Origin of the sequence: Mesorhizobium sp. WSM3868 (assembly GCF_002294785.1) — a bacterium.
Lineage (GTDB): Bacteria > Pseudomonadota > Alphaproteobacteria > Rhizobiales > Rhizobiaceae > Mesorhizobium.
This window is the reverse complement of record NZ_NSGB01000009.1, coordinates 185,230-209,797: the sequence shown is the minus strand read 5'-3', so window position 1 is coordinate 209,797 and position 24,568 is coordinate 185,230. Positions and strand designations below refer to the sequence as shown.

At 63.2% G+C, this 24,568-nt stretch carries 25 protein-coding genes and 1 riboswitch; of the genes, 14 read left to right on the top strand and 11 right to left on the bottom strand.

All coding sequences use genetic code 11. The features are described from left to right. Window positions 1-115: 115 nt before the first annotated feature. The 7 genes from CK221_RS16940 to CK221_RS16910 form a co-directional block, all read right to left on the bottom strand. A complete protein-coding gene (locus CK221_RS16940; protein WP_095778530.1) occupies window positions 116-2,800 on the bottom strand; it encodes a phosphoenolpyruvate carboxylase in 2,685 nt (894 codons plus the stop codon). A 66-nt stretch (window positions 2,801-2,866) separates the two neighbouring features. Continuing rightward, window positions 2,867-3,835, bottom strand: coding sequence for a D-glycerate dehydrogenase (locus tag CK221_RS16935; protein WP_095778529.1), 969 nt, complete (start codon window positions 3,833-3,835; stop codon window positions 2,867-2,869). Window positions 3,836-3,922: 87 nt separating this feature from the next. After that, window positions 3,923-4,822 (bottom strand): succinate--CoA ligase subunit alpha, encoded by a 900-nt coding sequence (gene sucD, locus CK221_RS16930; protein ID WP_067001220.1) that lies wholly within the window; start codon window positions 4,820-4,822, stop codon window positions 3,923-3,925. A 13-nt stretch (window positions 4,823-4,835) separates the two neighbouring features. Next, window positions 4,836-6,023 carry a malate--CoA ligase subunit beta gene (locus CK221_RS16925; protein WP_067001218.1) on the bottom strand — a complete coding sequence of 396 codons (1,188 nt, stop codon included), beginning with the start codon at window positions 6,021-6,023 and terminating at the stop codon, window positions 4,836-4,838. A gap of 17 nt (window positions 6,024-6,040) precedes the next feature. Continuing rightward, complete coding sequence (locus CK221_RS16920) at window positions 6,041-7,003, bottom strand: CoA ester lyase (RefSeq protein WP_095778528.1); 963 nt, start codon at window positions 7,001-7,003, stop codon at window positions 6,041-6,043. A gap of 10 nt (window positions 7,004-7,013) precedes the next feature. Beyond that, complete coding sequence (locus tag CK221_RS16915) at window positions 7,014-8,204, bottom strand: aminotransferase class V-fold PLP-dependent enzyme (RefSeq protein WP_095778527.1); 1,191 nt, start codon at window positions 8,202-8,204, stop codon at window positions 7,014-7,016. A gap of 121 nt (window positions 8,205-8,325) precedes the next feature. Then, window positions 8,326-8,997: a response regulator transcription factor gene (locus CK221_RS16910; protein WP_245430664.1), complete on the bottom strand. Its 672-nt coding sequence runs from the start codon at window positions 8,995-8,997 to the stop codon at window positions 8,326-8,328. Between the two features lie 735 nt (window positions 8,998-9,732). Between CK221_RS16910 and CK221_RS16905 the strand changes: the two genes are divergently transcribed. The 6 genes from CK221_RS16905 (at window position 9,733) to CK221_RS16880 (ending at window position 14,514) form a co-directional block, all read left to right on the top strand. After that, window positions 9,733-10,245, top strand: coding sequence for a nucleotide-binding protein (locus CK221_RS16905; protein WP_245430663.1), 513 nt, complete (start codon window positions 9,733-9,735; stop codon window positions 10,243-10,245). 177 nt (window positions 10,246-10,422) lie between these two features. Next, a complete protein-coding gene (locus CK221_RS16900) occupies window positions 10,423-10,719 on the top strand; it encodes a helix-turn-helix transcriptional regulator (RefSeq protein ID WP_095778526.1) in 297 nt (98 codons plus the stop codon). Then, window positions 10,716-11,108 (top strand): hypothetical protein, encoded by a 393-nt coding sequence (locus tag CK221_RS16895; RefSeq protein WP_095778525.1) that lies wholly within the window; start codon window positions 10,716-10,718, stop codon window positions 11,106-11,108. Before CK221_RS16900 ends, CK221_RS16895 begins: the two co-directional genes overlap by 4 nt. Before the next feature lie 563 nt (window positions 11,109-11,671). Continuing rightward, window positions 11,672-12,376: a hypothetical protein gene (locus CK221_RS16890; protein WP_095778524.1), complete on the top strand. Its 705-nt coding sequence runs from the start codon at window positions 11,672-11,674 to the stop codon at window positions 12,374-12,376. Window positions 12,377-12,564: 188 nt separating this feature from the next. Beyond that, window positions 12,565-13,983 (top strand): magnesium transporter, encoded by a 1,419-nt coding sequence (mgtE, locus tag CK221_RS16885; RefSeq protein ID WP_095778523.1) that lies wholly within the window; start codon window positions 12,565-12,567, stop codon window positions 13,981-13,983. A gap of 144 nt (window positions 13,984-14,127) precedes the next feature. Then, entirely contained in the window at window positions 14,128-14,514 is a 387-nt protein-coding gene (locus CK221_RS16880) for a MerR family DNA-binding transcriptional regulator (RefSeq protein WP_040969921.1), read from the top strand. Window positions 14,515-14,657: 143 nt separating this feature from the next. Here the strand turns inward: CK221_RS16880 and CK221_RS16875 are convergent, their stop codons facing one another. Together CK221_RS16875 and CK221_RS16870 are read right to left on the bottom strand one after the other, a co-directional pair. Further along, complete coding sequence (locus tag CK221_RS16875; protein WP_067329213.1) at window positions 14,658-15,137, bottom strand: isoprenylcysteine carboxylmethyltransferase family protein; 480 nt, start codon at window positions 15,135-15,137, stop codon at window positions 14,658-14,660. Then, complete coding sequence (locus tag CK221_RS16870) at window positions 15,134-16,135, bottom strand: DUF1624 domain-containing protein (protein WP_095778522.1); 1,002 nt, start codon at window positions 16,133-16,135, stop codon at window positions 15,134-15,136. The genes CK221_RS16875 and CK221_RS16870 overlap by 4 nt, the downstream gene beginning before the upstream one ends. Before the next feature lie 226 nt (window positions 16,136-16,361). Between CK221_RS16870 and CK221_RS16865 the strand changes: the two genes are divergently transcribed. Continuing rightward, window positions 16,362-17,561, top strand: coding sequence for an MFS transporter (locus CK221_RS16865; RefSeq protein WP_095778521.1), 1,200 nt, complete (start codon window positions 16,362-16,364; stop codon window positions 17,559-17,561). Here the strand turns inward: CK221_RS16865 and CK221_RS16860 are convergent. Next, the gene (locus tag CK221_RS16860) at window positions 17,530-18,729 is read right to left on the bottom strand and encodes an aromatic ring-hydroxylating dioxygenase subunit alpha (protein WP_095778557.1); all 1,200 of its coding nucleotides are present in this window, start codon (window positions 18,727-18,729) and stop codon (window positions 17,530-17,532) included. The genes CK221_RS16865 and CK221_RS16860 overlap by 32 nt on opposite strands. A 140-nt stretch (window positions 18,730-18,869) precedes the next feature. Here CK221_RS16860 and CK221_RS16855 point away from each other — a divergent pair, with 140 nt between their 5' ends. The 5 genes from CK221_RS16855 (at window position 18,870) to cobO (ending at window position 22,000) form a co-directional block, all read left to right on the top strand. Beyond that, window positions 18,870-19,556 (top strand): gamma-glutamylcyclotransferase, encoded by a 687-nt coding sequence (locus tag CK221_RS16855; protein ID WP_066999553.1) that lies wholly within the window; start codon window positions 18,870-18,872, stop codon window positions 19,554-19,556. Window positions 19,557-19,626: 70 nt separating this feature from the next. Next, a riboswitch (cobalamin riboswitch) is annotated at window positions 19,627-19,825 on the top strand. Window positions 19,826-19,861: 36 nt separating this feature from the next. Beyond that, window positions 19,862-20,041 (top strand): CbtB domain-containing protein, encoded by a 180-nt coding sequence (locus CK221_RS16850; RefSeq protein WP_066999556.1) that lies wholly within the window; start codon window positions 19,862-19,864, stop codon window positions 20,039-20,041. Between the two features lie 16 nt (window positions 20,042-20,057). Next, window positions 20,058-20,855 (top strand): CbtA family protein, encoded by a 798-nt coding sequence (locus CK221_RS16845; protein ID WP_095778520.1) that lies wholly within the window; start codon window positions 20,058-20,060, stop codon window positions 20,853-20,855. Then, complete coding sequence (gene cobU, locus CK221_RS16840; RefSeq protein WP_095778519.1) at window positions 20,848-21,369, top strand: bifunctional adenosylcobinamide kinase/adenosylcobinamide-phosphate guanylyltransferase; 522 nt, start codon at window positions 20,848-20,850, stop codon at window positions 21,367-21,369. The genes CK221_RS16845 and cobU overlap by 8 nt, the downstream gene beginning before the upstream one ends. Window position 21,370: 1 nt before the next feature. Beyond that, window positions 21,371-22,000: a cob(I)yrinic acid a,c-diamide adenosyltransferase gene (gene cobO / locus CK221_RS16835; protein WP_095778518.1), complete on the top strand. Its 630-nt coding sequence runs from the start codon at window positions 21,371-21,373 to the stop codon at window positions 21,998-22,000. Window positions 22,001-22,006: 6 nt separating this feature from the next. On the opposite strand, the gene cbiB is transcribed toward cobO, so the two are convergent. Next, window positions 22,007-22,996, bottom strand: a complete 990-nt coding sequence (gene cbiB, locus CK221_RS16830) for an adenosylcobinamide-phosphate synthase CbiB (protein WP_095778517.1) — start codon at window positions 22,994-22,996, stop codon at window positions 22,007-22,009. Between cbiB and cobD the strand changes: the two genes are divergently transcribed. Continuing rightward, window positions 22,995-24,044 (top strand): threonine-phosphate decarboxylase CobD, encoded by a 1,050-nt coding sequence (cobD, locus tag CK221_RS16825; RefSeq protein WP_095778516.1) that lies wholly within the window; start codon window positions 22,995-22,997, stop codon window positions 24,042-24,044. The two genes, cbiB and cobD, sit on opposite strands and share 2 nt — an antisense overlap. A gap of 2 nt (window positions 24,045-24,046) precedes the next feature. Next, a complete protein-coding gene (locus tag CK221_RS16820; protein WP_095778515.1) occupies window positions 24,047-24,556 on the top strand; it encodes a tyrosine phosphatase family protein in 510 nt (169 codons plus the stop codon). Window positions 24,557-24,568: the final 12 nt, after the last annotated feature.

Below are 24,568 nucleotides of genomic sequence, written 5' to 3'. Positions count from 1 at the left end.
AGCCCGTGAGGCGGCGCGCTCGACGTTCTGCGGGCCAAACAAAAGCCGCGCCAGATCCTGAGGACCGCGCCGCCGCTTTGGGTTTCAAGCCCTTCAGTTCTGAAAAAAACCGGGCCTATCCCGTCCAGCCAAGGCCGGCCGAGATGCAATTGATCGAGACGAGCAGAGCGTCGGCCGTCCGCCTTCGATCCGCCGTGCCGGGACTGGTCCGAACCTCGCGCAGCAGATCGACCTGCAGGCGGTGGATGTCGTCCATCTGTCGCCGCAGATTGTCGAAGCGCCGCTTGAACATCGGAAAGCGCGCGGAAAGATCGCCGCCGGTGAGGTCACCGATCAGGCGTCGCGTCAGCTCGTATTCGGCTCCGATGCGGCCGTAGATTCGCCAAGCTGCATCGGCGTCGGCTACCAGGCCGGCGTAGAGCTGCGCGATCTCCATGTCGGACTGGTAGAGCGTCTTCTCGGCCTCGTCGACGATCAGACGGAAGAAGCGCGAGCGCTCGAACATGCGGGCCAGAAGCTCGCGCCCGGCCTCGCCGCGCACCGTGACAAAGGCGTTCAGCGCGCTGCCGATGCCATACCAGCCGGTCAACAGATGACGGTTCTGGCTCCAGGCGAACACCCATGGAATGGCGCGCAGGTCGGCAATGCCGCTGGCGCCGAAACGGCGATCCGGCCGTGAGCCCATCTTCAGCAGCGCCAGTTCCGCAACGGGGCTCGCCTGGTTGAAATAATCGAGGAAGCCGGGCTCGGCCATCAACCGGGCATAGGATGCCTGCGACATGCCCGCCAGAGCCTCGAGCGCTTCGTCGAACTCCGGCGTTTCCTTCGGCCCGACATCAGCGGGCGATCCGACACTGTGGGCCAGAACGCCGGCGGCGAGAACCTCGAGCTGGTTGAGGCCGGTGCCGCGATTGGCGAATTTCGAAGAAACGACCTCGCCCTGCTCGGTTACCCGCATCCTGCCGGCGACAGTGCCCGCCGGCTGCGCCGCGATCGCCCGGCCGGTCGGCGCGCCGCCACGGCTGACGGAGCCGCCGCGACCGTGAAAGAAACTGATCCTGACCTTGTGCTTGCGCCCGATTGCGGCAAGGCGCTTTTGTGCTTTCGCCAGTTCCCAATTGGAGGCGAGGAAGCCGCCGTCCTTGTTGGAATCCGAATAGCCAAGCATGATTTCCTGGCGCGCGCCAAAATCGCGCACAGTCCGCCGCACCAGCGAAACACCGAGCAAATCATTCAGGACGGCAGGAGCGGCCTGCAGATCGGCGATGGTCTCGAACAATGGCACGATGCGCAGCCTGATCGTGCCGCTACTACCAGGGGCGGTCGAAAGTCCGCAATATTGCGCCAGCAGATAGACCGCGAGCAGGTCGTCGGCCGAGCGGGTCATGCTGAGCACGAACGAGCCAACGGCGTCGGCATCCGCGCCCGAATTGTGCCTGGCGATGACAGAGAATGTCGAAAGCAGTTCGGCCGCCTCAGGCGACAGCCGGCCTGCGTCGATCTCCGGTTGCTCGCCCTGGCTGAGGCTTGAGCGGAGGTGCGCCGACCATCGCGGCGTGCCGGGTGAGACCGGGTCGGCCGGATCTGTCAGCGCAAACAGCTCGGCCAGCACCCGGTTGACGACCGCGGAGTTCTGCCGGATGTCGAGCGAGACCGTACGGAAGCCGAAGCTTCCGGCTTGCCAGATGAGAGGCTGGACGAAGCGCCTGGCGACCGCGCGCCCACCGATCGATTCGAGAACGGAAGACAGTGCGTTGAGATCGGCACGAAACGCTTCCGCCGAGAGATATGCCGCCGTGCCGCCGTCGCGCGTCGCCGCCAGCCGGGCAAGCATGGCCGAAGCGAATTGGCGAAGCGGTTCATCGGGGTTGCGGGCGGCAATCGCTTGCGCCTGCCCGCTTTTGTCAAGCGCGGCTTGCAGCACCGGCTTGAAGCTCGGCGGCAGGTCGATGACGTTGGAGCTGGCGCTGAGCACCGTCACCAGCCGCTGCACCTGCGTCAGATACCAGCTTATGGCGGTATTGCGGTATTCGGCCAGGGCATGAGCGGTGACTGCGGCCGTCACATTTGGATTGCCGTCGCGGTCGCCGCCGATCCACGAGGCATAGCGCATGAAGGAGGGGATTCTGATCGGCTCTCCCGGATAGTGACGCTCGAACGCGCCTTGAAGCTTGCCGTAGAGCTGCGGCGTTGCCTCGAAGATGACTTCGCGAAAGAAGTGCAGGCCCCAGGCGATTTCGCCCTCGACCGTCGGGCGCTCAAGTCGCAGCTCGCCCGTCATCCACAGAAGCTCGATCTCGCTTTCCAGATCGGCGACCAACAGGTCGCGTTCGCGCGGCGCCCAGCGCGGCTGGTCGAGCTCGGTCAACTTGCGATAGATGCGGCGATGGATCTCCAGCACCGTGACGCGCTTGGCCTCCGTGGGGTGCGCGGTCATGGTCGGCCCGACACATAGCTCATCGAGCGTGGCCTGGACTTCCCCCGCCGAGCGGCCGTTCGCCGCCATCTGCGCGACCACGCTGGCGAAGGACCCGGTCACCTCGTCGGCGCCCGCGCCTTGTTCGAGTTCGCGCCGCGCCCGCATGGCAAGCAACTCGTCGGCAATCGTCAACAACTGGAACCACACGCCGCTCGCCTGAAGCGCCGGGATGCGTTGTTCCGCGGCAAGCGAGACAAGCGACCGACGCCCGCTCAGTACGGCGGCGACCTCGGGCTCACGAGCGCTTGCGACCTGAAGCAGCAGGCGCAACAGGAGGCTGCGCTCGTCCTCGCGAAATTTGATGCGTCTGCTCCGTTCCAAACCGCTTTCCTCGGCTGCATCGATTGCAACTGCAGCAGCGCCTTGAATGGAGGGCGGCGCCGGCTGTCAGGCGACCCGATCGGGGACGGGGCGGCCTTCGAAGAAGGCGGTCAGGTTCTCCACCACCTTCATGCCCATCGCCACCCGCGTTTCCTCGGTCGCGCTGCCGAGATGCGGCAACAGCACGACGTTCTCCAACTGCTTCAGCGCTTCCGGAACGGCGGGCTCGTCGGCAAAGACGTCGAGACCTGCACCTGCGATCTCGCGCCGTTGCAGTGCACCGATCAGGGCATCCTGGTCGACGACGTCGCCGCGCGCGGTGTTGATCAGGAAGGCGCCGCGTTTCATCAACCCCAGGCTTCGAGCATCGATGAGATGGCGGTTTTCCAAGCCGCCCGGACAGTGCAGCGAGACGAAATCGGATGCCGTAAGCACATCGTCCAAAGTCGGCAACTGCTCCGCGCCCATAGCGCGCGTCTCGTCATCATCGACCGGCGACCGGTTGAAGAATACGATCTTCATGCCGAAGCCGAAATGCGCGCGCCTGGCCGTCGCTTTGCCGATGCGCCCCATGCCGACAATACCCAAGGTCTTGCCCGACACTTTTGCCCCGGCCATGTGGGTCGGCGACCAGCCTCGCCACTCTCCGGCTCGCAGCTGCCGCTCGCCTTCGCCGGTGCGGCGCGCGACGGCCAGCATCAGGCTAAGCGCAAGGTCGGCGGTGCAATCCGTCAGCACGCCAGGCGTGTTGGTCACCACGATGTCGCGGTCGCGGGCTGCCGCGACATCGATATGGCTGAAGCCGACGCCGAAATTGGCGATGATGCGGGTGCGGGCGGCGTTCTCGGGAAATACCGCAACCGGCAAGCGGTCGCTGACCGTCGCCAGGATCGCGTCGAAATGCGCGAAGGCGGACGTCATCGCGGCAGGGCTCAGCGGCGTATCGCTGGGGTTGAACGTCGTGTCGAAGCGCTCGGCGAGGATCGCTTCGACGGCGGCCGGCCATCTGCGGGTGACAATCAAACGCGGTTTCATCGAGTTTCCTGCTGGTCGATGGGCCGCCGCGACGTTTGCGGCCGGCCCAGACTTCACCTTTTGTGGACTGTGCGGCCGTGGGGGCCGTCACGCCGCCTTCTTGGTCCGCGCCAGCGTATCAGCCACGACCTCGCCGAAGGAGGCAGGCGTCGGCACGATGACGACGCCTGCGTCTTTCAGGATCTCGACCTTTTCCTGCGCCGACTCGCCGAAGGCGGAGATGATGGCGCCGGCATGGCCCATGCGGCGGCCCTTCGGCGCCGAAAGTCCGGCGATGTAGGCGATCAGCGGCTTTCGCATGTTGTCGCGCGCCCAGATCGCGGCCTCGGCTTCCTGTGGTCCGCCGATCTCGCCGATCATCACCACGGCGTCGGTGTCCTCGTCGCGCTCGAAGAGCTGAAGAATATCCTTGAAGGACGAACCATTGATCGGATCGCCGCCGATGCCGACGCTGGTCGAGACACCGATGCCCAACGCCTTCATTTGCGAGGCGGCCTCGTAGCCCAGCGTGCCCGAGCGCCCGACGATGCCAACGCGTCCGGGGAGATAGATGCTGCCGGGCATGATGCCCATCAACGCCTGTCCGGGCGTGATGACGCCGGCGCAGTTCGGGCCGACGAGCCGCATGCGGTCCTCGAAGCGGTAGCGGCGCATGTAGCGCTTCACCTGCATCATGTCCTGGGAGGGGATGCCGTCGGTGATGCAGACGCAAAGCTTAATGCCGGCGTCCGCCGCCTCCATGATCGAATCGGCGGCGAAGGGCGGCGGCACGAAGACGATGCTCGCCTCGGCGCGGGTCTCGCGTACAGCGCCCTTGACGGTGTTGAAGACGGGCAGGCCGAGATGCGTCTGGCCGCCTTTGCCGGGGGTGACGCCGCCGACCAGCTTTGTGCCGTAGCGCTTCATGTCGTCGGCGTGGAAGCTGCCGATCTTGCCGGTGAAACCCTGGACGATGACGCGCGTGCTGCGGTTGAGCAGGATTGCCATTTCTCGACCTCCCTCAGGCTGCTTTCTTGTTCTTGGTGGCTTCGCGCCAGGCGGCGACGGCCTTTTCGGCGGCTTCGGCCAGCGTATCGGCGACGATCACCGCCTCGCCGGAATCGGCCAGGATCTTGCGTCCTTCCTCGACCTTGGTGCCGGAGAGGCGCACCACCAGCGGCACGTCGACGCCGACCTCGCGAATCGCCTTGATGACGCCTTCGGCGACCCAGTCACAGCGGTTGATGCCGGCGAAGATGTTGACCAGGATGGTCTCGACATTCTTGTCGCCGAGCACGGCGCGGAAGGATTTCGCCACCCGCTCGGGCGAAGCGCCGCCGCCGATGTCGAGGAAATTGGCCGGTTCGCCGCCGGCGATCTTGATCATGTCCATCGTCGCCATGGCGAGGCCTGCGCCGTTGATGATGCACCCGATATTGCCGTCCAGCCCGACATAGGAGAGACCGCGATCGCTCGCAAAAGTCTCACGCGGGTCTTCCTGGCTCTTGTCGCGCAGTTCCGAGATTTCCGGGCGGCGGAACAGCGCGTTCTCGTCGAACGACATTTTGGCGTCGAGCGCGACGAGGCTGCCGTCGCGGGTCACCACCAGCGGATTGATCTCCAGCATCGAGGCGTCGTAGTCGCGGAACACCTGGTAGCAGCCGAGGATGGTCTCGGTCGCCTTGCCGATCAGGTTGCTTTCAAGTCCGAGGCCGAAGGCGATCTCGCGCGCCTGGAAGCCCTGCATGCCGACGCCCGGATCGACGGTGGCGCGGATGATGGAATCGGGCTTCTTTTCGGAGATGTCCTCGATCTCCATGCCGCCGGCGGCCGATGCCACGATCATGACGCGCTCTTCCTTCCGGTCGAGCACGAAGCCGAGATAGAGCTCCTGCGCGATGTCGACGGCTTCCTCGAGATAGAGGCGCGAGATCAGTTTGCCGCGCGGGCCGGTCTGCTGGGTGACCAGCTTGCGGCCGAGCATTCCCTCGGCGGCGTTGGAGATCTCCTCGTCGTTGGAGCAGAGCTTGATGCCGCCGGCTTTGCCGCGCGCGCCGGAATGGACCTGCGCCTTCAGCACCCATTTCGAGCCGCCGATCTCGCGCGCCCGGTAGGTCGCCTGCTCGGGGCTGTAGGCAAGGCCGCCGCGCGGGACATGCACGCCGTGGCGGGCGAGCAGTTCCTTGGCCTGGTATTCGTGAATGTCCATCTTGTCCTCCCGGTAATCTAATGCGCTGCGCTATGCGCCCGGCTGGCGCGCTCGATCGCCTCGCTCACCACCAGAACATTGCGTGCCATGCGTTCCGAGGCAGCGTCGATCATCTTGCCGTCGAGCGCCGCCGCGCCCTTGCCGAGCGCCTCCGCTTCCTTGAGCACTTCAAGGATGCGGCGAGCGCGGGTGACCTCCTTTTCCGGCGGCGAGAACACGTCGTTGGCCAGAGCGATTTGCGACGGATGGATCGCCCATTTGCCTTCGATGCCGAGTGCGGCGGCGCGCCTGGCGGCTGCTGTGTAACCTTCGGGGTCGGAGAAATCGCCGAACGGTCCGTCGATGGCGCGCAAGCCATAGGCGCGGCAGGCGACAGTCATGCGCGACAGGGCGAAATGCCACTGATCGCCGGGATAGTCAGGGTTGAGGCCGCCGATGTTGACGGTGCGCGCCTTGTTGCTGGCGGCGTAATCGGCGACGCCGAAATGCATCGCTTCGAGCCGGCCGGGCGTGGCGGCGATCGCCTCGACATTGGCCATGCCGAGCGCGGTTTCGATCAGCGCTTCGAGGCCGACCCGGGTCTTGAAACCCTTGGCCATCTCGATCTGGTTGACCATGGCCTCGACCATATAGAGGTCCGCCGGCACGCCGACCTTCGGCACTAGGATAGTGTCCAGCCGGTCGCCGGCCTGTTCCATGACGTCGACCACGTCGCGGTACATGTAGTGGGTGTCGAGGCCGTTGATGCGCACCGACACGGTCTTGCCCTTGGCGCGCCAATCGATGTCGTTCAGCGCCTGGATGATGTTCTTGCGCGCGCGCTCCTTGTCGGGCGGCGCCACCGCGTCCTCGATGTCGAGGAAGACGAAGTCGGCGGCGCTGTTCGCCGCCTTGTCGATCATTTCCGGGCTGGAGCCGGGAACCGCCAGCTCGCTGCGCTGGAGCCTGAGCTTCTTGAGGTGGTTGATGGTGTGGCTCATCGTCCCTTCCTCACGCCGCCTCGGCGACCGGCATTGCGGCCGTGCGCCGGAAATGCTCGATCGCAGCCGCCACGCCCGAGCCCGGCGCCAGGCGCACGCCGCAATCAAGCAGCGCCATTTCGGCCGCCGACAGCGAGGCGCAGACCATCACCTCGTTCAGCCAGCCGAGATGGCCGATGCGGAAGACCTTGCCGAAGACCTTGTTGAGGCCGCCGCCGAGCGATGTCTGATAGGTGCGGTAGGCGCGCTTGACGACGTCGCCGCTGTCGATGCCTTCCGGCACCAGGATCGCGCTCACCGTATCGGAGTGCCATTGCGGCGCCTTGGCGCACAGCTTCAGCCCCCAAGCGTCGACCGCCTTGCGCACGCCTTCGGCCAGGCGATGGTGGCGCGCGAAGATGTTCTCAAGCCCTTCCTCGGCGATCAGGTCGAGCGAGGCGCGCAGGCCGCGCAGCAGCTGCGTGGCGGGCGTGTAGGGGAAATAGCCGGCGTCGTTGGCGCGGATCATGTCATCGAAGGAAAAGTAGCAGCGCCGGTGGGTCGCGACTCGCGACGCCGCCAGCGCCTTCTTGCTGACCGACAGGAAGCCGAGGCCGGCGGGAAGCATGAAACCTTTCTGTGAGCCGCTTACCGCGCAGTCGACGCGCCATTCCTCCTGACGGAAGTCGATCGAGCCGATCGACGAGACCCCGTCGACGAAGAGGAGCGCTGGGTGGTTCACCGCATCGAGCACCGCTCGGCAGCCCGCGACGTCGCTGGTAACGCCGGTCGCGGTCTCGTTTTGCGTGCAGAAGACCGCCTTGATCTGGTGCGACTTGTCCGCCCGCAGCCTTTCGGCATAGAGGTCGAGCGGGACGCCGGTTCCCCATTCGCAATCGATGACGTCGACGTCGAAGCCGAGGCGCTCGGCCATATCGACCCACAGATGCGAGAACTGGCCGAAGCGCGACATCAGCACCCGGTCGCCCGGGTTGAGCACGTTCGTCATCGCCGCTTCCCAGGCGCCGGTGCCGGACGACGGATAGATGAAGACGCGGCCGGTCTCGTTCTTGAAAACCTTCTTGATGTCCTCGAACAGCGGCAGCGTCAGATTGGGGAAAGAGGCGGCGCGCATGTCTTCCATCGGCAGGTTCATCGCCTGCCGGACCTCTTCAGGAATGTTGGTGGGTCCAGGGATGAAAAGATGGGTAAACCCGGCCATGCGCAAACTCCTCCTACGTTTTGGGATGCTGGAGGAAGTTTCGTGTCGATGGCGCCGAGCAACAACACCTTGCCGGGTAAGTTGTCGCCACGCGCGGGTAGGTCGAGCCTACCCGATCCGCCTACCCGAAAGGCGATTTGGAGCCGCGTCGCTTCTCGTTGGCATAGAGCGCGACAGCCATGGCGCGGTTGCGCACGTCGAGCTTGTCGTAAAGATTTTTGAGATGGTACTTCACCGTGTTCTCGGAGATCCCGGTGCGGGTCGCGATCTGGAGATTGGTCCAGCCGTCGGAAAGCACCGCAAGCAATTCGCGCTCACGCACGGTGAGTTGCGACAGCGGCGTATCGTTGACCTTGTTGATGTCGATGTAAGGGATGCAGATGCGCCCATGCGCGACCGCCAGGATCGTCTCGAATATGATCGAGGGATCGTCGAACTGAAAGCAATAGCCCTGGGCGCCGAGCCGCACGCACTGCTTCAGGATGCCGATGTCATGATCATTGGAAAAGACCGTGATGCGCAGGTCGAGCTTGCGGTTCTGGACTTCCGACAGGACATCGGCGCCATCCATGTCGGCGAGCTTCCAGCCGATGACGGCGACGTCGAACCCGGTGTTCGCCGCCAATTCCAGGAATTGCTTGCCACTCGGCACGGAGCTCAACAGCTCGAAACGCCCGTCGCATTCCAGCATCTCGCGAAGGGCCGAGATGACGAGCGGATTGCGTTCGGCGACGATCACGCGAACGCGCCGCTCTGCAATTGCCCCGTTTCCTCTCTCCGGTTCTGTCTTCAAGGGTTTCCGGTTTTTCTCGTTGCGGCCTGGGCGTACCCCGCCGTGGTCCTCCATCATGACAATTCTGCCGCAACCACTTGGGGGTGCTCTTTCCCCAGCGACATGCGCTGTCGCGCCGCCTGAAGCCGGACCGGCATCCCTTTTTGATGGTATTGGCATTCCCGGTGGCTCACCGGACGATGTCTCCTGCCAATGGAATTGACCGGTGAAGCCGCGGCTGCGAAGTTCCGCGACTAGGGCCGCGGTGACGGCAGAGGCGACGTGATCTTCCATAGTCGCCCAACCCGAAGCCGGGCTCCACCTAACGCCTGATCGGCGCGACCAGCAGGAGAAATAAATGACGGCAGCAGGTGCGGACCGCCGTTTAAATTCCCAGCGGGAGATGATACCTATCCGACATGGCTAAGACTCCTCCGACCTCTACCCGCTCAACCAACAAACCCAGCACTGGCGGCTGGGCTCAGCGCTCCGCTGACGACGGACGCTACATCGTTCAGCGCTCTTCCAAGATGCCTAGCAAGGTTGCCTCCAAGGTTTTGTCGCAAAAGCCGGTCACGAAGCCGGCGCGCGTTTCCGATAAGAAGGCTGTGGAAATCGTTTCGGACTACGTTGCTAGACACAAGCCGTAAAAATGGCAGCGCGCGACGTCTTTATCAATTGTCCTTTCGATGATGCTTTCGCCTCCAGTTTCCAGGCGCTGGTGTTCGCAGTTCTGACGTGCGGATTTCGTGTTCGATGCGCACGAGAGATGGCGCAGAGACCCGGATAGATAAGCTCTATCGCATAATTGAGCAGAGCCGGTACAGCGTACATGATCTGTCCAGAACTGAGCTCGACCCCATAAACAATTTACCGCGATTCAACATGCCTTTGGAGCTTGGGATATTCCTAGGTGCCAAACGGTTCGGAAACGAAGTTCAGAAAAAAAAGCGATGTCTAATTTTGGATATCGCTCAGTTTCGGTATCAGATGTTCATCTCCGATTTGGCTGGAATGGATATCACTGCGCATGGCGGCGATCCGGCCACAATGGTGTCACGCCTACGGAACTGGCTGGCTACGGTGTCCAAGAGGAAAACTATTCCGTCACCAGCTTTGGCGGCTGATAGCTACCAGAGGTTTACGCTGGCTCTGCCTGACCTATGCGAGCAAGCTGGCATAGATGCTGCAAACATCCTGTTTGCTGACTACGAGCGCTTGGTGTTGGCTTGGGTCCAAGCTGACCATGGCCGGGCAGTTCCGGCATAGGCACATCCTGGCATCGTGACAGACCATCATATTTTGAATTGGAAAATGCGTACCTTGGTGCCCGCCGATCCTAAAGGGTAGGCGTCATAGATATCCCCCTTACGGCCGCGTTGGGGTACCTTGAATTTCAGTCTTACACTATGTATCTATGGGTCTTACATATCGAAGGACTCGGTCATGATTGAAATTCCCCGCCTCTCAACCGTCGAGTACGAAATCCTCAACCTGCTGCGGGCTCGTGAAATGTACGGCTTGGAGATGGTGAAAGAGTCATCTCGCCTTAAACGAGGCACGGTCTACGTCACGCTAGAGCGCATGACCGACAAGGGCTACGTGACGTCTCGGGAAGCTGAACGCTTGCCTCATGAAAGCGGCATGGCGAGGCGCATTTACGCGATCTCCGGCTTGGGCCGGAAGGCGCTCGCAGCCTCGAACGCTGCAACCGACGCTTTCAAGTCGTGGGGTGTCGCATGAGCACGTTGTTGGAATTTATCGCAACTGCCAGCACTGCGGCAACTGCGGTCGGAGCCGCTATCCTTGGATATTTCACGAAGTCGGAACTTAAGAATCTCTCCAAAACAATGGCGAAGTTGGCGTCCGAAAGGCCGACGATAAAGAAGGCGCCAGCATCACGGCTGCTCTTGGCTCTGAAGTTCATTTTTCCGGGCCGCGCCTATGAAAGGATCTTCAAGCAGATCGTAGCCGACTTCCGCGAGGAGTATTTCGAAGCCTTGAGCGCTGGTGAAAACGCTCGCGCCCGTTGGCTGACGATCTGCTTCTACTTGAATTTGATGTGGACCACGGTTTTTTGGGTGGGAACGGCAATCGCGAAGAAGCTGTACGACCTCTACAAGCTCGGTTGACCCAATCTGATGCGGTCAATTCCCCGCCGCCGTCCGGTTCACCTTCCTTCCAAACGTTGCAGCCGGTGGCGTACGAATCCGTACCGCCGGTGTTTCGCCAGGATTTCAGGTAAACTAGCCGGCCGGCGGCGACCCTGCCTGGTCGCCGATCTAGGCCGTGACAAGGAAGGGATCATCGCTTGGGGTCACCTGTCGAGCGTTGCCGTCACGCTGGTCAGGATCGGCAGTCGACCAGACGCAAGCGCTCGCAACCGCGATCAGCACGGCGCGCGGCCAAGCCACGACTGTCGCCGCGGTCGACACTATCGCCACCGGCCCGCCAGCAACAGTCAGTTTACCGCGGGCAAGACTATCGAGGACGGCGCCTATGTTCCAAAGGTTCCGCTTTTGGGCGGGGTAGTTTGTGTTAGTTGCGTAGGTGGGATCATGGCCATGGAGGCCTCCTTTAATAGTAGGCGGCGCCGCCGCGCCTGGGTTGGTGTTGCTGGCGGTAGGGCGAACAGGAGAAAGTTGTTGGTTCACCATTGGTCATGCATGTTGTGGGTTGCGTTAGGGGGAAGCCAATGAACGCAGCCGAGCGCTATGCTGCACTCGCCCGAATTATCGAGGAGCAGCCCGATTCAGGTGATATACACAGCGTCCTACGATGGATGGGTCGCGCCCAGGCGCTGGTGCAGGGGATCTCGTCACGAGAATCGGCAGGCATCACTGCAGTTGCGACCTTCATGCAAGCGAAGGGCACTAGGCAAACAATTCAAGACGTCAACATGCACCTCTACACAGCGCTCGCTATCGCTGAACTCGAAGCGCCTCACAGTTCGCAGGGGTCGTTCGTAGTCGCTGGTAAGCCATTCGACGCGATGATTGCCTTTGGAAAGGTTCTTGCCAAAGCCAACTCCACGGTTCGAATCGTCGATCCTTATATGGACGAGAAGGCACTTACAGAATTCGCCCTTTTAGCAAACGAAGGTGTCATCATCGAATTGCTCGGTAGTCCTATGTACAAGGCTGTCCTCGTTCCCGCCGCCAAGAAATTCGCGCAGCAATATGGAGCTAAGAGGCCGTTAGAGGTCAGGCTTGCCGGCAAGCACGATCTCCACGATCGGCTTATCTTCGTCGACAGTGCTGAAGTCTTCACCTTGAGTCAGTCCCTGAAGAATTTCGCAGAGCGTTCACCCGCGCTCATAAGTAAGATCAATGATCCTGATATCTTTCCCTTAAAGATTGCCGCCTACGACGCTTTCTGGAATGCCGCCACGTTGGTCTGATCGGGCGGGAAGGGCGTATTTCGTTTGATATTCCTGGCGTTAGAGCGATAGGTTCGCAAATCGAATCGTGCTGCCGAACCATCATTCCTTCGAGCTTCGGATTTTCCCAAATGCGGTTTCCCCTTTGGGTTTCGATGCTCTAGACCTGAACTCTAGCTTTTCCGGAATCCTGACGGCGGGAGGCGCTGGTGGAAGGCCAGGACAATCAGACGACCGGCGCCAGGACCGTCGAGGAAGGCGGCGCCGACATCTATGGCGAGGACGGCGCCGTCCGTTCTGCCTTCCTTGCGCAGATCGGCGCGGCCATCGCCGATCGCGACACGCTCATCTTAAAACGCGAAGTCGACGACTTGCATCAGTCGGAACTCGGCGATCTGCTGGAAGCACTCCATCCCGAGCAGCGCCGCGCGCTGGTCGAGTTGCTTGGCTCGGATTTCGACTTTTCGGCGCTGACCGAGGTGGATGAGGCGATCCGGCTCGACATCGTCGACAATTTGCCCAACGAGCAGATCGCGCAGGCGGTGCAGGAACTCGATTCCGACGACGCCGTCTACATCCTGGAAGACCTCGACCAGGAGGACCAGGACGAGATCCTGTCGCAATTGCCGTTCACCGAGCGCATCCGGCTGCGGCGCGCGCTCGACTATCCGGAAGAGACGGCCGGCCGGCGCATGCAGACCGAGTTCGTCGCCGTGCCGCCGTTCTGGACCATCGGCCAGACGATCGACTACATGCGCGAGGACAAGAACCTTCCCGATCGCTTCAGCCAGATCTTCGTCATCGATCCGAGCTTCAAACTGCTCGGTGCCATCGATCTCGACCAGATCCTGCGCACCAAGCGCGCGGTGAAGGTCGAGGAGGTGATGCATGAGACGCGCCATGCAATCCCCGCCACCATGGACCAGGAAGAGGCGGCGCGGGAATTCGAGCAGTACGACCTGCTCTCGGCCGCCGTGGTCGACGAGAACGAGCGTCTGGTCGGCGTGCTCACCATCGACGACGTGGTCGACGTCATCCAGCAGGAGGCAGAGGAGGACCTTCTGCGCATGGGCGGCGTCGGCGACGAAGAGCTATCCGACACCGTGCTTGCGACCTCGCGATCGCGTGTGCCGTGGCTGCTCGTCAATCTGGTCACGGCGTTTCTCGCGGCCTCGGTGATTGGCCTGTTCGACCAGACCATCGAGCATATCGTGGCGCTCGCTGTGCTGATGCCGATCGTTGCCGGCATGGGCGGCAATGCCGGCTCGCAGACAATGACCGTCACGGTGCGGGCGCTGGCGACCAGGGATCTGGACATCTACAACGCCGCCCGGATCATCCGCCGTGAGGTGGGAGTGGGCTTCATCAACGGCATCGTCTTTGCGGTGCTGATCGGCATGGTTGCTGGACTGTGGTTCCACGACCCCAACCTGGGCGGCATTATCGCGGCGGCGATGATCATCAACATGTTCGCGGCGGCCCTGGCAGGCATTCTCATCCCGCTGCTGCTCGACCGCTTCAAGATCGACCCGGCGGTAGCCTCCGCCGTCTTCGTCACGACGGTCACCGACTGCGTCGGCTTCTTTGCCTTCCTCGGATTGGCCACCTGGTGGTTTGGCGTTCCTTAAGACAGTGCTATAATTGACTTTTACGTAAATGCCGTGCGACGTTGCCCTAGGGTCAGATGCCGATTCCGGCACAGACGGGGTTGATTGGAGAAAGGGCGACGCTTCTGCGTGGCGATGCTTGGACGTTTGGGCGTGGGAGCGAGAATGCGGGAATATTACACGATCACCGAGCTGACGCGCGAATTCGACGTGTCGACCCGGACGTTGCGGTTCTATGAGGACGAGGGGCTGGTGCAGCCGATCCGGCGCGGGCGCACGCGGCTGTTTCGCCCGTCCGACCGGCATCTGATCCGCCAGATCATGCGCGGCAAGCGGCTCGGCTTCTCGATCGCCGAAATCCGCGAAATCATCCAGATGTACAAGGAACCGCCCGGCGAGGTCGGCCAGCTCAAGCTGATGATCAAGCGCATCGAGGAAAAGCGCGAGGACCTGCGCCAGAAACGGCGCGACCTCGAGGAGACGCTTGCCGAGCTCGACCAGGCCGAGGAGTCCTGCGTGGAGCGGTTGGCGGAGCTGGGTGTCAACACGTAGCCCGCGGACAGCCAAAGAATTCAGCTAGGCTAACTGTCGCAGACGTTCGAGGTGGCCGGAGCTTTCGAACTTCGTCGCGGATGCTTCTGCTAAAGAGGTGCGGGGCCTGCTCGCACCCAGCAACCTTCATTGTCGATACAGCCTCAGATCCAGCGCCGGACCCGCTTGGCGTAATCGCGGTATTTCTTGCCGAACTTTGCCGCCAGTATCTTTTCCTCCTTCTCGATCGCCATTTTCTGCGTGGCGAAGGCGGCGAGGAAGGCGAACAGCAGGAACCAGACGATGCCGGTGATGAAGGAGACGCCGATCAACAGCAGCGTGTTGGCGAGATACATTGGGTTGCGGGTGATGCCGAAGGGCCCCGATGTCACCAGATGGTCGGGCTCGGCATTGGGATTGAGCGTTGTCCTGGCGCGCACCATGGCGCGGATCGCGGTAACCCAGAGCGCCGCCACGCCAAAGAGCGCTACCCAGCCGGCGCCGACGAGGATAGCGCCGAATATGTCCCCGATCCAGGGCAGCGGGTAGAGCATGCCGAGCACGACGCTCAGTGCGATCGCGACGACATAGATCACAGGCGGCCAGGGGATGATCCCGTGTCCGGGCTTTGCGATGCCGGTCATTGCTGCCCTCCCTCCATTTCGTCCTCGGTCGCGGCGGTGCAAGTGCTCGCCAGATCGGCCAGATGCGCTTTCCAGGCGCTGGACTGGTCGTTGCTGTAGAGCTTGTCGAGAGACCCTTCGCCCTTCAGCGTGTCCAGCATGCAGCCACAATAGCTGGAACAGAACTTGCTGTCCCGCTGCTGTTCGCACTGCGCCTGGCAAGCCGACAGGAAACCAGCGTCCTTGTCTTGTGGCGCCGCCGGCATGACCTGCGAGAACAGCCACACCGAGCCGAACAGAAGCGGCTGGTGGATGAGATAGAAGGCGAGGCTGTGCCGGCCGATGAAAGTCAGCGGGTTCGACCAGCGGCCGGGCATCCAGGTCGCCAGCCGGGCGAGAAGCCCGGATGCCGAAGCGAGCTTGACGACCGCAATGCCGGCAAGCACTGCGCCGAACCATGGAAACAGCGGCACATAGTCGTTCGAGCGCGGGTTGGTCGGCGACAGCCCGACCCACCACAGCGCCGGATGGTCGAAGACTTCCGACCGCAGATAATAGGGCGCCGCAATCACGGCCACGGCGACGATCGCCGTCAGCAATGTCGGCAGCCTGAGAAAAGCCAGGCCGAGCAGGCTTGCCAGCGCGATCTCGTGCAGGATGCCGAAGAAGATGAAGCCGTCCGGCGTGGCGATATAGGTGACGACCGAGATGGCGATCGCCGCAATCGCAACCATCGCAAAGCGCTTCCAGAAGCCAGGCCAACGGATATGGCGGCCATGTGCGAGGAACAGGCTGACACCGACCAGGAACAGAAAAGTCGAGGCGATGCAGCGGGCGTAGAGCTTCCACCAACCAAAGGCGGTGAGGCCCGGCGAGGTGTAGCCGAAGTTTTCGAGATCCCAGGTGAAATGATAGCTCGCCATCGCGATCAGCGCGATGCCGCGCAGGACGTCGATGGCGACGATGCGGCCGTGTTTCGGCGCATCCTGAACAGCGTCGCCGGTCGTCTGAAGGCTCATTGATCTCGCAATCCGATTCAGTCGTGCCAAACGACTATCACGCTTCGGGCGTACAACAGAGGGTGGATCGGCTGCTGCCATTCCGGCGGCATGGCAAGCCGCTTTAGGCCAGCGGCGGAAAGCCTTTGGCCGGCTTCGCTTTTCGGCCTCTCGGAGTCGGTTTCCTGCTACCGGTCCGCTACTGGTCCGGCCAGATTTGGCGAGCGATTCACTTTTCGGAGGGCCGATGTCCACCCATGTGCGCCATCCGATCTGGCTTCCGGCTCTCAGGCCCGCGGATGCGCGCACCTTCGCTTCGCTCTATGCGGTCGAATCCTTTGCTCGCGCCACCATCTCCAGCGTCATCCCGATCCAAGCCTACGAGATCCTGCACAATGAGCAGATCGTCTCGATCCTCTACACCATCGTGTCGCTGCTCGGGCTGTCGGTGACGCTGTTCATGCCGATGCTGATCCGCCGCTTCGCGCGGCGCTGGATCTACACGGGCGGCTGCCTGATGCTGGCGATCGGCTCGGTGTTCTTCGTTACCCACACGCTGCCGGGACAACTCGCCGGGATGCTGTGCCGTGTCATGGGGGCGAGCGCGCTGTCCATCACACTTAACCTCTACATCATGGACCACATCCGCAAGACCGACTTCATGCAGGCGGAATCGCTGCGCATGGCTTGGTCGATGTTCGCCTGGACCGGCGGGCCGACGCTCGGCATTTTCCTCTATACGCGCTTCGGGATTTATGCCGCGCACGGCGCGGTCGTGGCCTTCGCGCTGGCGCTGCTGGCGTTGTTCTGGACCTATCGGCTGGGCGACAACCCTTCGATCCGTCCCGGCAAGAGCCGTCCGATCAACCCGCTCGCCAATATCGGCCGCTTCGTCGCGCAGCCGCGGTTGCGCCTCGCGTGGCTGATCGCCTTCGGCCGCTCGTGTTTCTGGACGACCTTCTTCGTCTATGGCCCGCTGTTCATGGTGATCACGGGCGAGGGCAAGCTTGCCGGCGGGCTGCTGGTTTCGGCAGGCAATGCGCTTCTGTTCATGGCGATCTTCTGGGGCAGGGCGGGAAAGCGCTTCGGCGGCCGTCGGACCATGGCTTTCGCCTATTTCGCCATGGCGGCGATGCTTTTCGCGGCCGGCGGCGTCGGCGCCGCCGCGCCGCTGCTCACCGCCGCCTTCCTGCTCGGCGGCGCCTTGTTCACCATCGCGCTCGACGCGCTGGGCTCGACCGCCTTCATGCGGTCGGTGCGTTCCTATGAAAGGGCGCAGATGGCAGCTGTCTATCGAACCTATCTCGATTTTTCCGAGCTGACGCCGCCGCTGGTCTATTCGGTGGTGCTGACCTTCTTCGGTCTCGGCTCGGTGTTCGCCACGCTCGGCCTGTTGGCCGCCTTCTGCGGCTTCTTCACTTGGCGCTATCTGCCGAAGTCGTTTTGACCGGCTGCAACGCCGCATGGCGCCCACGCACCCACTCGTGGAAGCGGCGCAAATCGTACTCCTCGGGCATCAGCACGCCGGCCTGGTGGCGGATCGAGTGCAGGCCCTTCTGGTTGATCTCGCAGATCGCGGCGTCCTCCTCCAGCACCTGCGCGCCGAAGGCGACGATGTTGTCGATATCGGTTTGTGCCAGGGCATCGGGCGCGAACAGCCATTCGGCGGTGAGCTCCGTTTGCTCGGGCCCGAGCGGGGCGAGACGCATCGTGCGGACATAGTCGACATGGCCGACGACGAACATCGAGGGCAGCGAGGTAGCGTAGGTCTGGCCGGCGGCTCGCTCGGCCGGCGTCAGCCCAGCAAAGACCGGTCCATGGACGCGTCCGTCGCGCGACCAGGTCTCGGCGCCGGCGCGCAGGCCGCCGGAAAACTCCGGCGCATCATTATCCGCATAGCGCGCCCATTCCGGATCGTCATGCCTCGCCATCAGGCCGCGGCCATAGATCGGCACCAGCCGCGACAGGTCCTTGTGGACGCCAGGGCAATGCAGGCATTCGTTGAAGTTCTCCCAGAAGATTTTCCAGTTGCAGTTCATCACCTTGGTGAGCCGGTGCCCGGGGACGAGCGTCTCCAGCGGCCAATTCGAAAGATCGCGGGAGGCGGAGTCGAAGGAGGCTTCCGCCGAGCCATCGGGATCCTCTGCGAGATTGATGAAGACGAGGCCGCGCCACACTGACAGCGCCACCCGGTAGAGCGGATAATTGTCCTTGTTGAAGCCTTCGGGCAGCGATTTCGATGGGATACGGACGAGATCGCCGCGCAGCGAATAGGTCCAGGCGTGGTAGGGGCAGGTGAGCAGCCTTGCCTTCAGCCGCCCTTCGCTTTCCTGGCAGAGCTGCGAGCCGCGATGCCGGCAGGTGTTGTGGAAGGCGCGCAAGCTCCCGGTCTCGTCGCGCAGCACGACGACCTCCTGCGAGCCGATACGCGCGGTTCGAAAGGCAAGAGGTTCCGCGAGATCGGCTTCGCGGCAAACCATGAGCCAGCTCCGATACCAGATCGCTTCGAGATCGAGCCGGTAAGCGTCGGCTTCCCGATAGGCGCTTGCAGGCAATGTCGGCTCGAGGCTGGTGAGGCCATTGTAGCGGCTGTGTTCCCTAGGATTTGGCTGCATGAGCGGCTCCCCTTGGCTGATGACAGCCGACACCCGGGCAGGACCGTTGTCAATTGCGCGGCCATTGTCGCTTCCGGATGCTGCCCTTAAGGTCACTTCGTAATCGCCTGCGGTTCCGCCGGCTGCCCAGGATTGCAAGCATGCCTGCAAGAACGATGTCGCTGACCGTGGAACTGGTCGCCCGCTGTTTTCGCGCGGTCGATGACCCGGGGCCCGACCCGGATGCCGAGCATCTCGTGGACAGCGACTATGAAGCCATGCTGGATGCATTCGAGGCCGAGCTACCTGCAACCGAGCCTCTCTGGCTGTTCGGCTACGGCTCGCTGATCTGGAAGCCCGAGATTGAGCATGTCGAGGAGCGCGTCGCCGTGGCACGCGGCTGGCATCGCTCCTTCTGCATGAAGATGACGCGCTGGCGCGGCACCAAGCAAAGCCCCGGCCTGATGATGGCGCTGGATCGTGGCGGCCAATGCAAGGGCGTTGCTTTCCGCCTGAACGGTGGTGACCGCCGGCAGGCCTTGGACAGGCTTTTTCGCCGCGAGATGACGCTGAAGCCGACCAGCTACCGACCTCGCCTGCTGCAACTCGCAACCGACAAGGGACCGTTGAGAGCGCTTGCCTTCGTTATCAATCGCAAAGGCACGACCTATGCCGGCCCACTCAACGAAGACGAGGTGGTCGACAGGCTGGCGACCTCGTGCGGCCACTGGGGTTCAGGCGCCGACTATCTCTACAACACCGTGAAGAACCTCGAACAGCGCGGTATTCACGACCGCCATTTGTGGCGATTGCAGCAGCTCGTCGCCGAGCGGATCGCCGGATCTTAGTCCGAAACCGGTGCCGCAATCACGCTGCGGCGTGACGGAATTTGGTTTGCCGGTCGCGACGATTCTGCCTATAGTCGATGGCGTCGTCGGTTCCGTTTTTGGAGCCAAGAGGGAATGCGGTGAGGGTGGAGTCTTTGCCCTAAGCCGTGGCTGCCCCCGCAACTGTGTGCGGTAGTCCTCTCCATAGACCACTGAGGTTTGTCCTCGGGAAGGTGGGGAAGGGTGCGAATCCGCGAGCCAGGAGACCTGCCGGCGACAGGAAAGTTGACTTCGATGCCCTCGGGTGGAGGGCGAAAGGACAAGACATGAATACCGCTTCCGTCGCCCTCGGCGCCTCCGTCTCCTCGCAGTCGCGCATCATGCAGCTGGCTCTCGCCGCGCTGCTCGGCATTTTCGTCGTCGGTTTTGTCGGCTTCTCGCACATCGATGCGGTCCACAACGCTGCCCACGACTATCGTCACTCGATGGCTTTTCCCTGCCACTGACGAAGGCCCCGATATCATGAATCTGTTTCGCAACGTCGTGTTCGTCGCGGCGATCGCAGGGCTCGTGGCGGGCATCGCGCTTGCCTGCATGCAGGCCTATGCGACCGTGCCGCTGATCCTCAAAGCGGAAGTCTATGAAAAGGCGGGCGGCGGTCATCACCACGACCATGCCGCCAACACTGGAACTAGCACTGCCATGAGCTCGGCCGAACCGGCGGGCAATGCGATGAGCAGCGCCGTTCCTGCGTCGACGGAAGCGGCCGCTCCGACCGAGGACGAGGGCTGGGCTCCGGCCGACGGCTTCGAGCGCTTCGCCTTCAACGTTGTCGCCAACATCGTCACCGGCATCGGCTTCGCGCTGATCCTGGTCGCGGTGTCGGAATTCGCCGGTGGCATCGGCAGCTGGCGCCAGGGCGCGTTCTGGGGCCTTGCCGGTTTTGCGGTTTTCACGCTCGCGCCCGGCCTCGGCCTGCCGCCGGAACTGCCGGCCATGCCGGCGGCAGAACTTCTGCCGCGCCAGATCTGGTGGATTTCGACGGTGGCCGCAACCGCGGTCGGCCTTGGATTGATCGCCCTTCGCAAGTCGCTGCCCTTGGCAATTCTGGCGGTCGTGCTGATCGTCGCTCCGCACGTAGTCGGCGCGCCGCAGCCCGTCAGCTTCGAGACGGCGATTCCCGAGGGGCTGCACCATCAGTTCGTGGTGGCGGTGACCCTCACCGATCTGGTCTTCTGGCTGGTGCTCGGTGCGGCCGTCGGTGTGGTGCGCGGGCGCTTCACCGGTACATCGACCAGCCTGCGCGACAGCTTTGCCTGATCGCGCGGAGGGCCATCTGACCTTCATCTTAGGCGGTGCGCGCTCCGGCAAGAGCGCGCATGCCGAGTGCCTGGTGGCGGCAAGCCCGTCGCCTTGGGCCTATATCGCAACCGCGCAGGCCTATGACGAGGAGATGCGCGAGCGCATCGCGCTGCATCGCTCGCGCCGTGGCGAAAGTTGGGTCACCGTCGATGCGCCGCTCGACTTGGTCGGCGCGATCGGGGCTTTGCCCGATCACCAGCCGGTGCTGATCGATTGCCTGACATTGTGGCTGAGCAATCATATGCTGGCGGACCACGATATCGCGGCCGAGTGCCGGCGGCTCACGGATGTGCTTTCGCAGCCGCGCGGACCGTGGTTTGTGGTCTCCAACGAAGTCGGGCTCGGCATCGTGCCGGACAATGCGCTGGCGCGCCGGTTCCGCGACGCCGCAGGGCGGCTCAACCAGCAGGTCGCGGCTGTCGCCGACAGCGTGCTGATTATGGTGGCGGGGCTGCCGCTCAAGGTGAAGTGACATGGGCGAGATCAAAGACACGATCATCGACGACAAGGATGCCGAGCGCCATCGCGCGAAGATGGCCAAGCGCAAGGCGGTGCAGGATGCCGAGGTGGCCGGCAAGACGATCGAGAAGGGACTGCTCATCGTCAACACGGGGCCGGGCAAGGGCAAGACCACGGCTGCGTTCGGCCTGGCGCTGAGGATGCTCGGCTACGGCAAGCGCGTCGGCGTCATCCAATTCATCAAGGGCAAATGGCACACGGGCGAGAAGGATGCCTTCGCCGCTTTCGGCGATCGCGTCGTCTGGCACGCGATGGGCGAGGGCTTCACCTGGGAGACGCAGGACCTGAAGCGCGACATTGCCGCCGCCGAGGCTGCCTGGGCGAGGGCGCTCGAGCTGATTGCCGACCCGTCAATCAGCCTCGTGGTCCTCGACGAGCTCAACATCGCTCTGCGCTACGACTATCTCGAGCTGGAAAAGGTGGTCGCGGCGCTGAAGGCGCGTCGCGAGGGCTTGCATGTCGTCGTCACCGGCCGCAATGCCAAGCCGCTGCTGGTCGAGGCGGCCGATCTCGTCACCGAGATGGGGCAGACCAAGCACCATTTTGCGGCCGGCGTGAAGGCGCAGCAGGGGATTGAATTCTGAGGCGCCTTAGCCGCCGATCAAAATGGTCAGGTAGATCACCGTCGCCGACAGAATCGCGAACAGGCCGATCAGCAGCCCGTCGGCGACACGATAGAGTTCCAGCGCCTGCCTTATGTCGGTGCTTTCGGCCTCGCGCCGGCCGCCTTCGCCCATGAAGGCATCCTCGACGACCTCGCCGCCATAACTGCGCGGTCCGGCCAGGGCGAGCCCCAGCGCGCCGGCCATGGCGGCTTCCGGCCAGCCGGCATTGGGCGAACGGTGCTTCTTCGCGTCACGCCGCATGACCTGCCAGGCGTTGCGGGGGTCGGCGCCCTTGACGATGAAGGCCGCCAGCACAATCAGCAGGCCGGTGAGCCGCGATGCCGGCAGGTTGACCAGGTCGTCGAAGCGAGCGGCCGCCCGGCCGAAGGCCTGGTATTTCGGCGTGCGGTGGCCGATCATCGAATCGGCAGTGTTGGCGGCCTTGTACGCAGCACCCCCGGCCAAACCACCGACACCGGTCCATATGGCGGGCGCGACGATGCCATCGGAGAAATTCTCGGCCAGGCTTTCGATCGCGGCGCGGGCAACGCCCGCCCTGTCGAGCTTGTCCGGATCGCGGCCGACGATGCGCGAAACGGCGATGCGGCCGAGCGTCAGGCCACCGGTCTCCAGCGCATCGGCGACATCCTCGACATGCTCGGCGAGGCTCTTCTGCGACAGAAGCGAGGAGCTGAGAATGGCCGCGATGACCAGGCCGGACGGAAAGATCAGCCAGAGCAGGACATGCAGCGTCAGGCCGATGGCCGCCGGCACCAGCAGGATGACCAGAAGCGCCTGGACGCCGCGGCGGCGACGCAATTCGTCGGAATCGGTGGCGTGGTTGAGCCTGCGATCGAGAAAGGATATCAGCCTGCCGATCCAGGTTACCGGATGACCGATGGCGTTGAACAGCCAGTCCGGATAGCCAAGGGCACGTTCGATGGCGAGTGACAGGAAAGCGATCAGGATCGACATGAAGCTTCTAAGCGGAGCGGTTGCAGCGGTTGATCACGGCGGCAGCCTTGGCCGGGCAAGCGCTCTCTTTCCTCATGCGCCGCAGCCTTTCCTTGACCTCTCGACAGGTATCAATCCGCACTCCTATCCGCTTTTCGATCTGCCCGCCACCGCCCTGTCACGATTGCCCGAGCCAGGACGACTGCGCGAATTGGCCGAAATTGCGGCCAAGGCGTATGGCGCGCGGTCGGCGGCGCATGTCGTGTCCGCGCCCGGCACGCAGATCCTGTTGCCGCGGGTCGCTTCGCTGGTGAGGCCCGGCAAGGCACTGGTGCTGGGTCCAACCTATGCCGAGCATGCCAGGGTGGCCGCGATTGCAGGCCATGCGGTTGTGGAGGTGGGCGACTTCGACGCCTTGGCGGACGCTGACCTTGCGGTGCTGGTCAACCCGAACAATCCGGATGGGCGAGTGATCGAAAGGCACCGCCTGGTCGGCCTTGCTGCGCGGCTTCGCGCGAAGGGCGGCCTGCTGGTGGTCGACGAAGCCTTCATGGATGTCGGCCCGATTGAACACAGCCTGGCCGGCGATGTGGGCGAAGGCGGCATCGTAGTGCTGCGCTCCTTCGGCAAATTCTTCGGCCTTGCCGGCGTCAGGCTTGGTTTCGCGCTGGCCGACCAACTGACCGCCGAGCGGCTGGAGGCGCAGCTTGGACCATGGGCTGTCGCCGGTCCTGCACTTGAATACGGAATCCGCGCATTGGCGGACGCCGAGTGGCAGGATGACATGCGACAGGGCCTGGCAGCCGATGCCAAGCGCCTCGACGCGCTGCTCAGCCGATTCGGTATCGCGGTCGCCGGCGGCACCAGTTTGTTCCGCTATTTGTCTTTCTCCGATGCTGCCTCCCTGTTCTCCGCTCTTGGCGAACGCGGTATCCTGGTCCGTCATTTTGCCGATCGACCGCAGGTCTTGCGCGTCGGTCTGCCCGGCAGCGAAGAGGAGTGGCAGCGGCTGGAGAGCGCGCTTGCAGCGTGGGCCTCGCGGCGCGACGATGCGCCGAAGGAGTGCTGACGATGATCCATGTCTGTTCGCTGTCGAAGGTGGAGGAGACCGTTGCGAGAACCGGCGCGGAGCGCTTGCTGTCGCTGCTCGCCGACGGTACCGAGATGATCCGTCCGGCCTCGATACTGGCCGAAAACCATCTGCATCTCGTCATGCACGACATCGTCGCCGCGCAGGAAGGCATGACTATACCGGGCGAGGAGCATGTGCGCGCGCTGCTCGACTTCGCCTATCGCTGGGACAGGGCCAAACCGATGGTCGTGCACTGCTATGCCGGTATCAGCCGCTCGACGGCATCGGCCTATATTATCGCGGCGGCACTGGCGCCTAAACGCGACGAGGCGGAGCTGGCGAAGACGCTGCGCTTTCTCTCGCCGTCAGCGACGCCCAATCCAAGGCTGATTGCCGTTGCGGACATGTTGCTTGGACGAGAAGGCCGGATGATCGCGGCAGTCGAAGCAATCGGGCGCGGTGCAGACGCTTTTGAAGGGATTCCCTTCGAACTCAGCATTGGAGATTGAGCTCGCACTGTT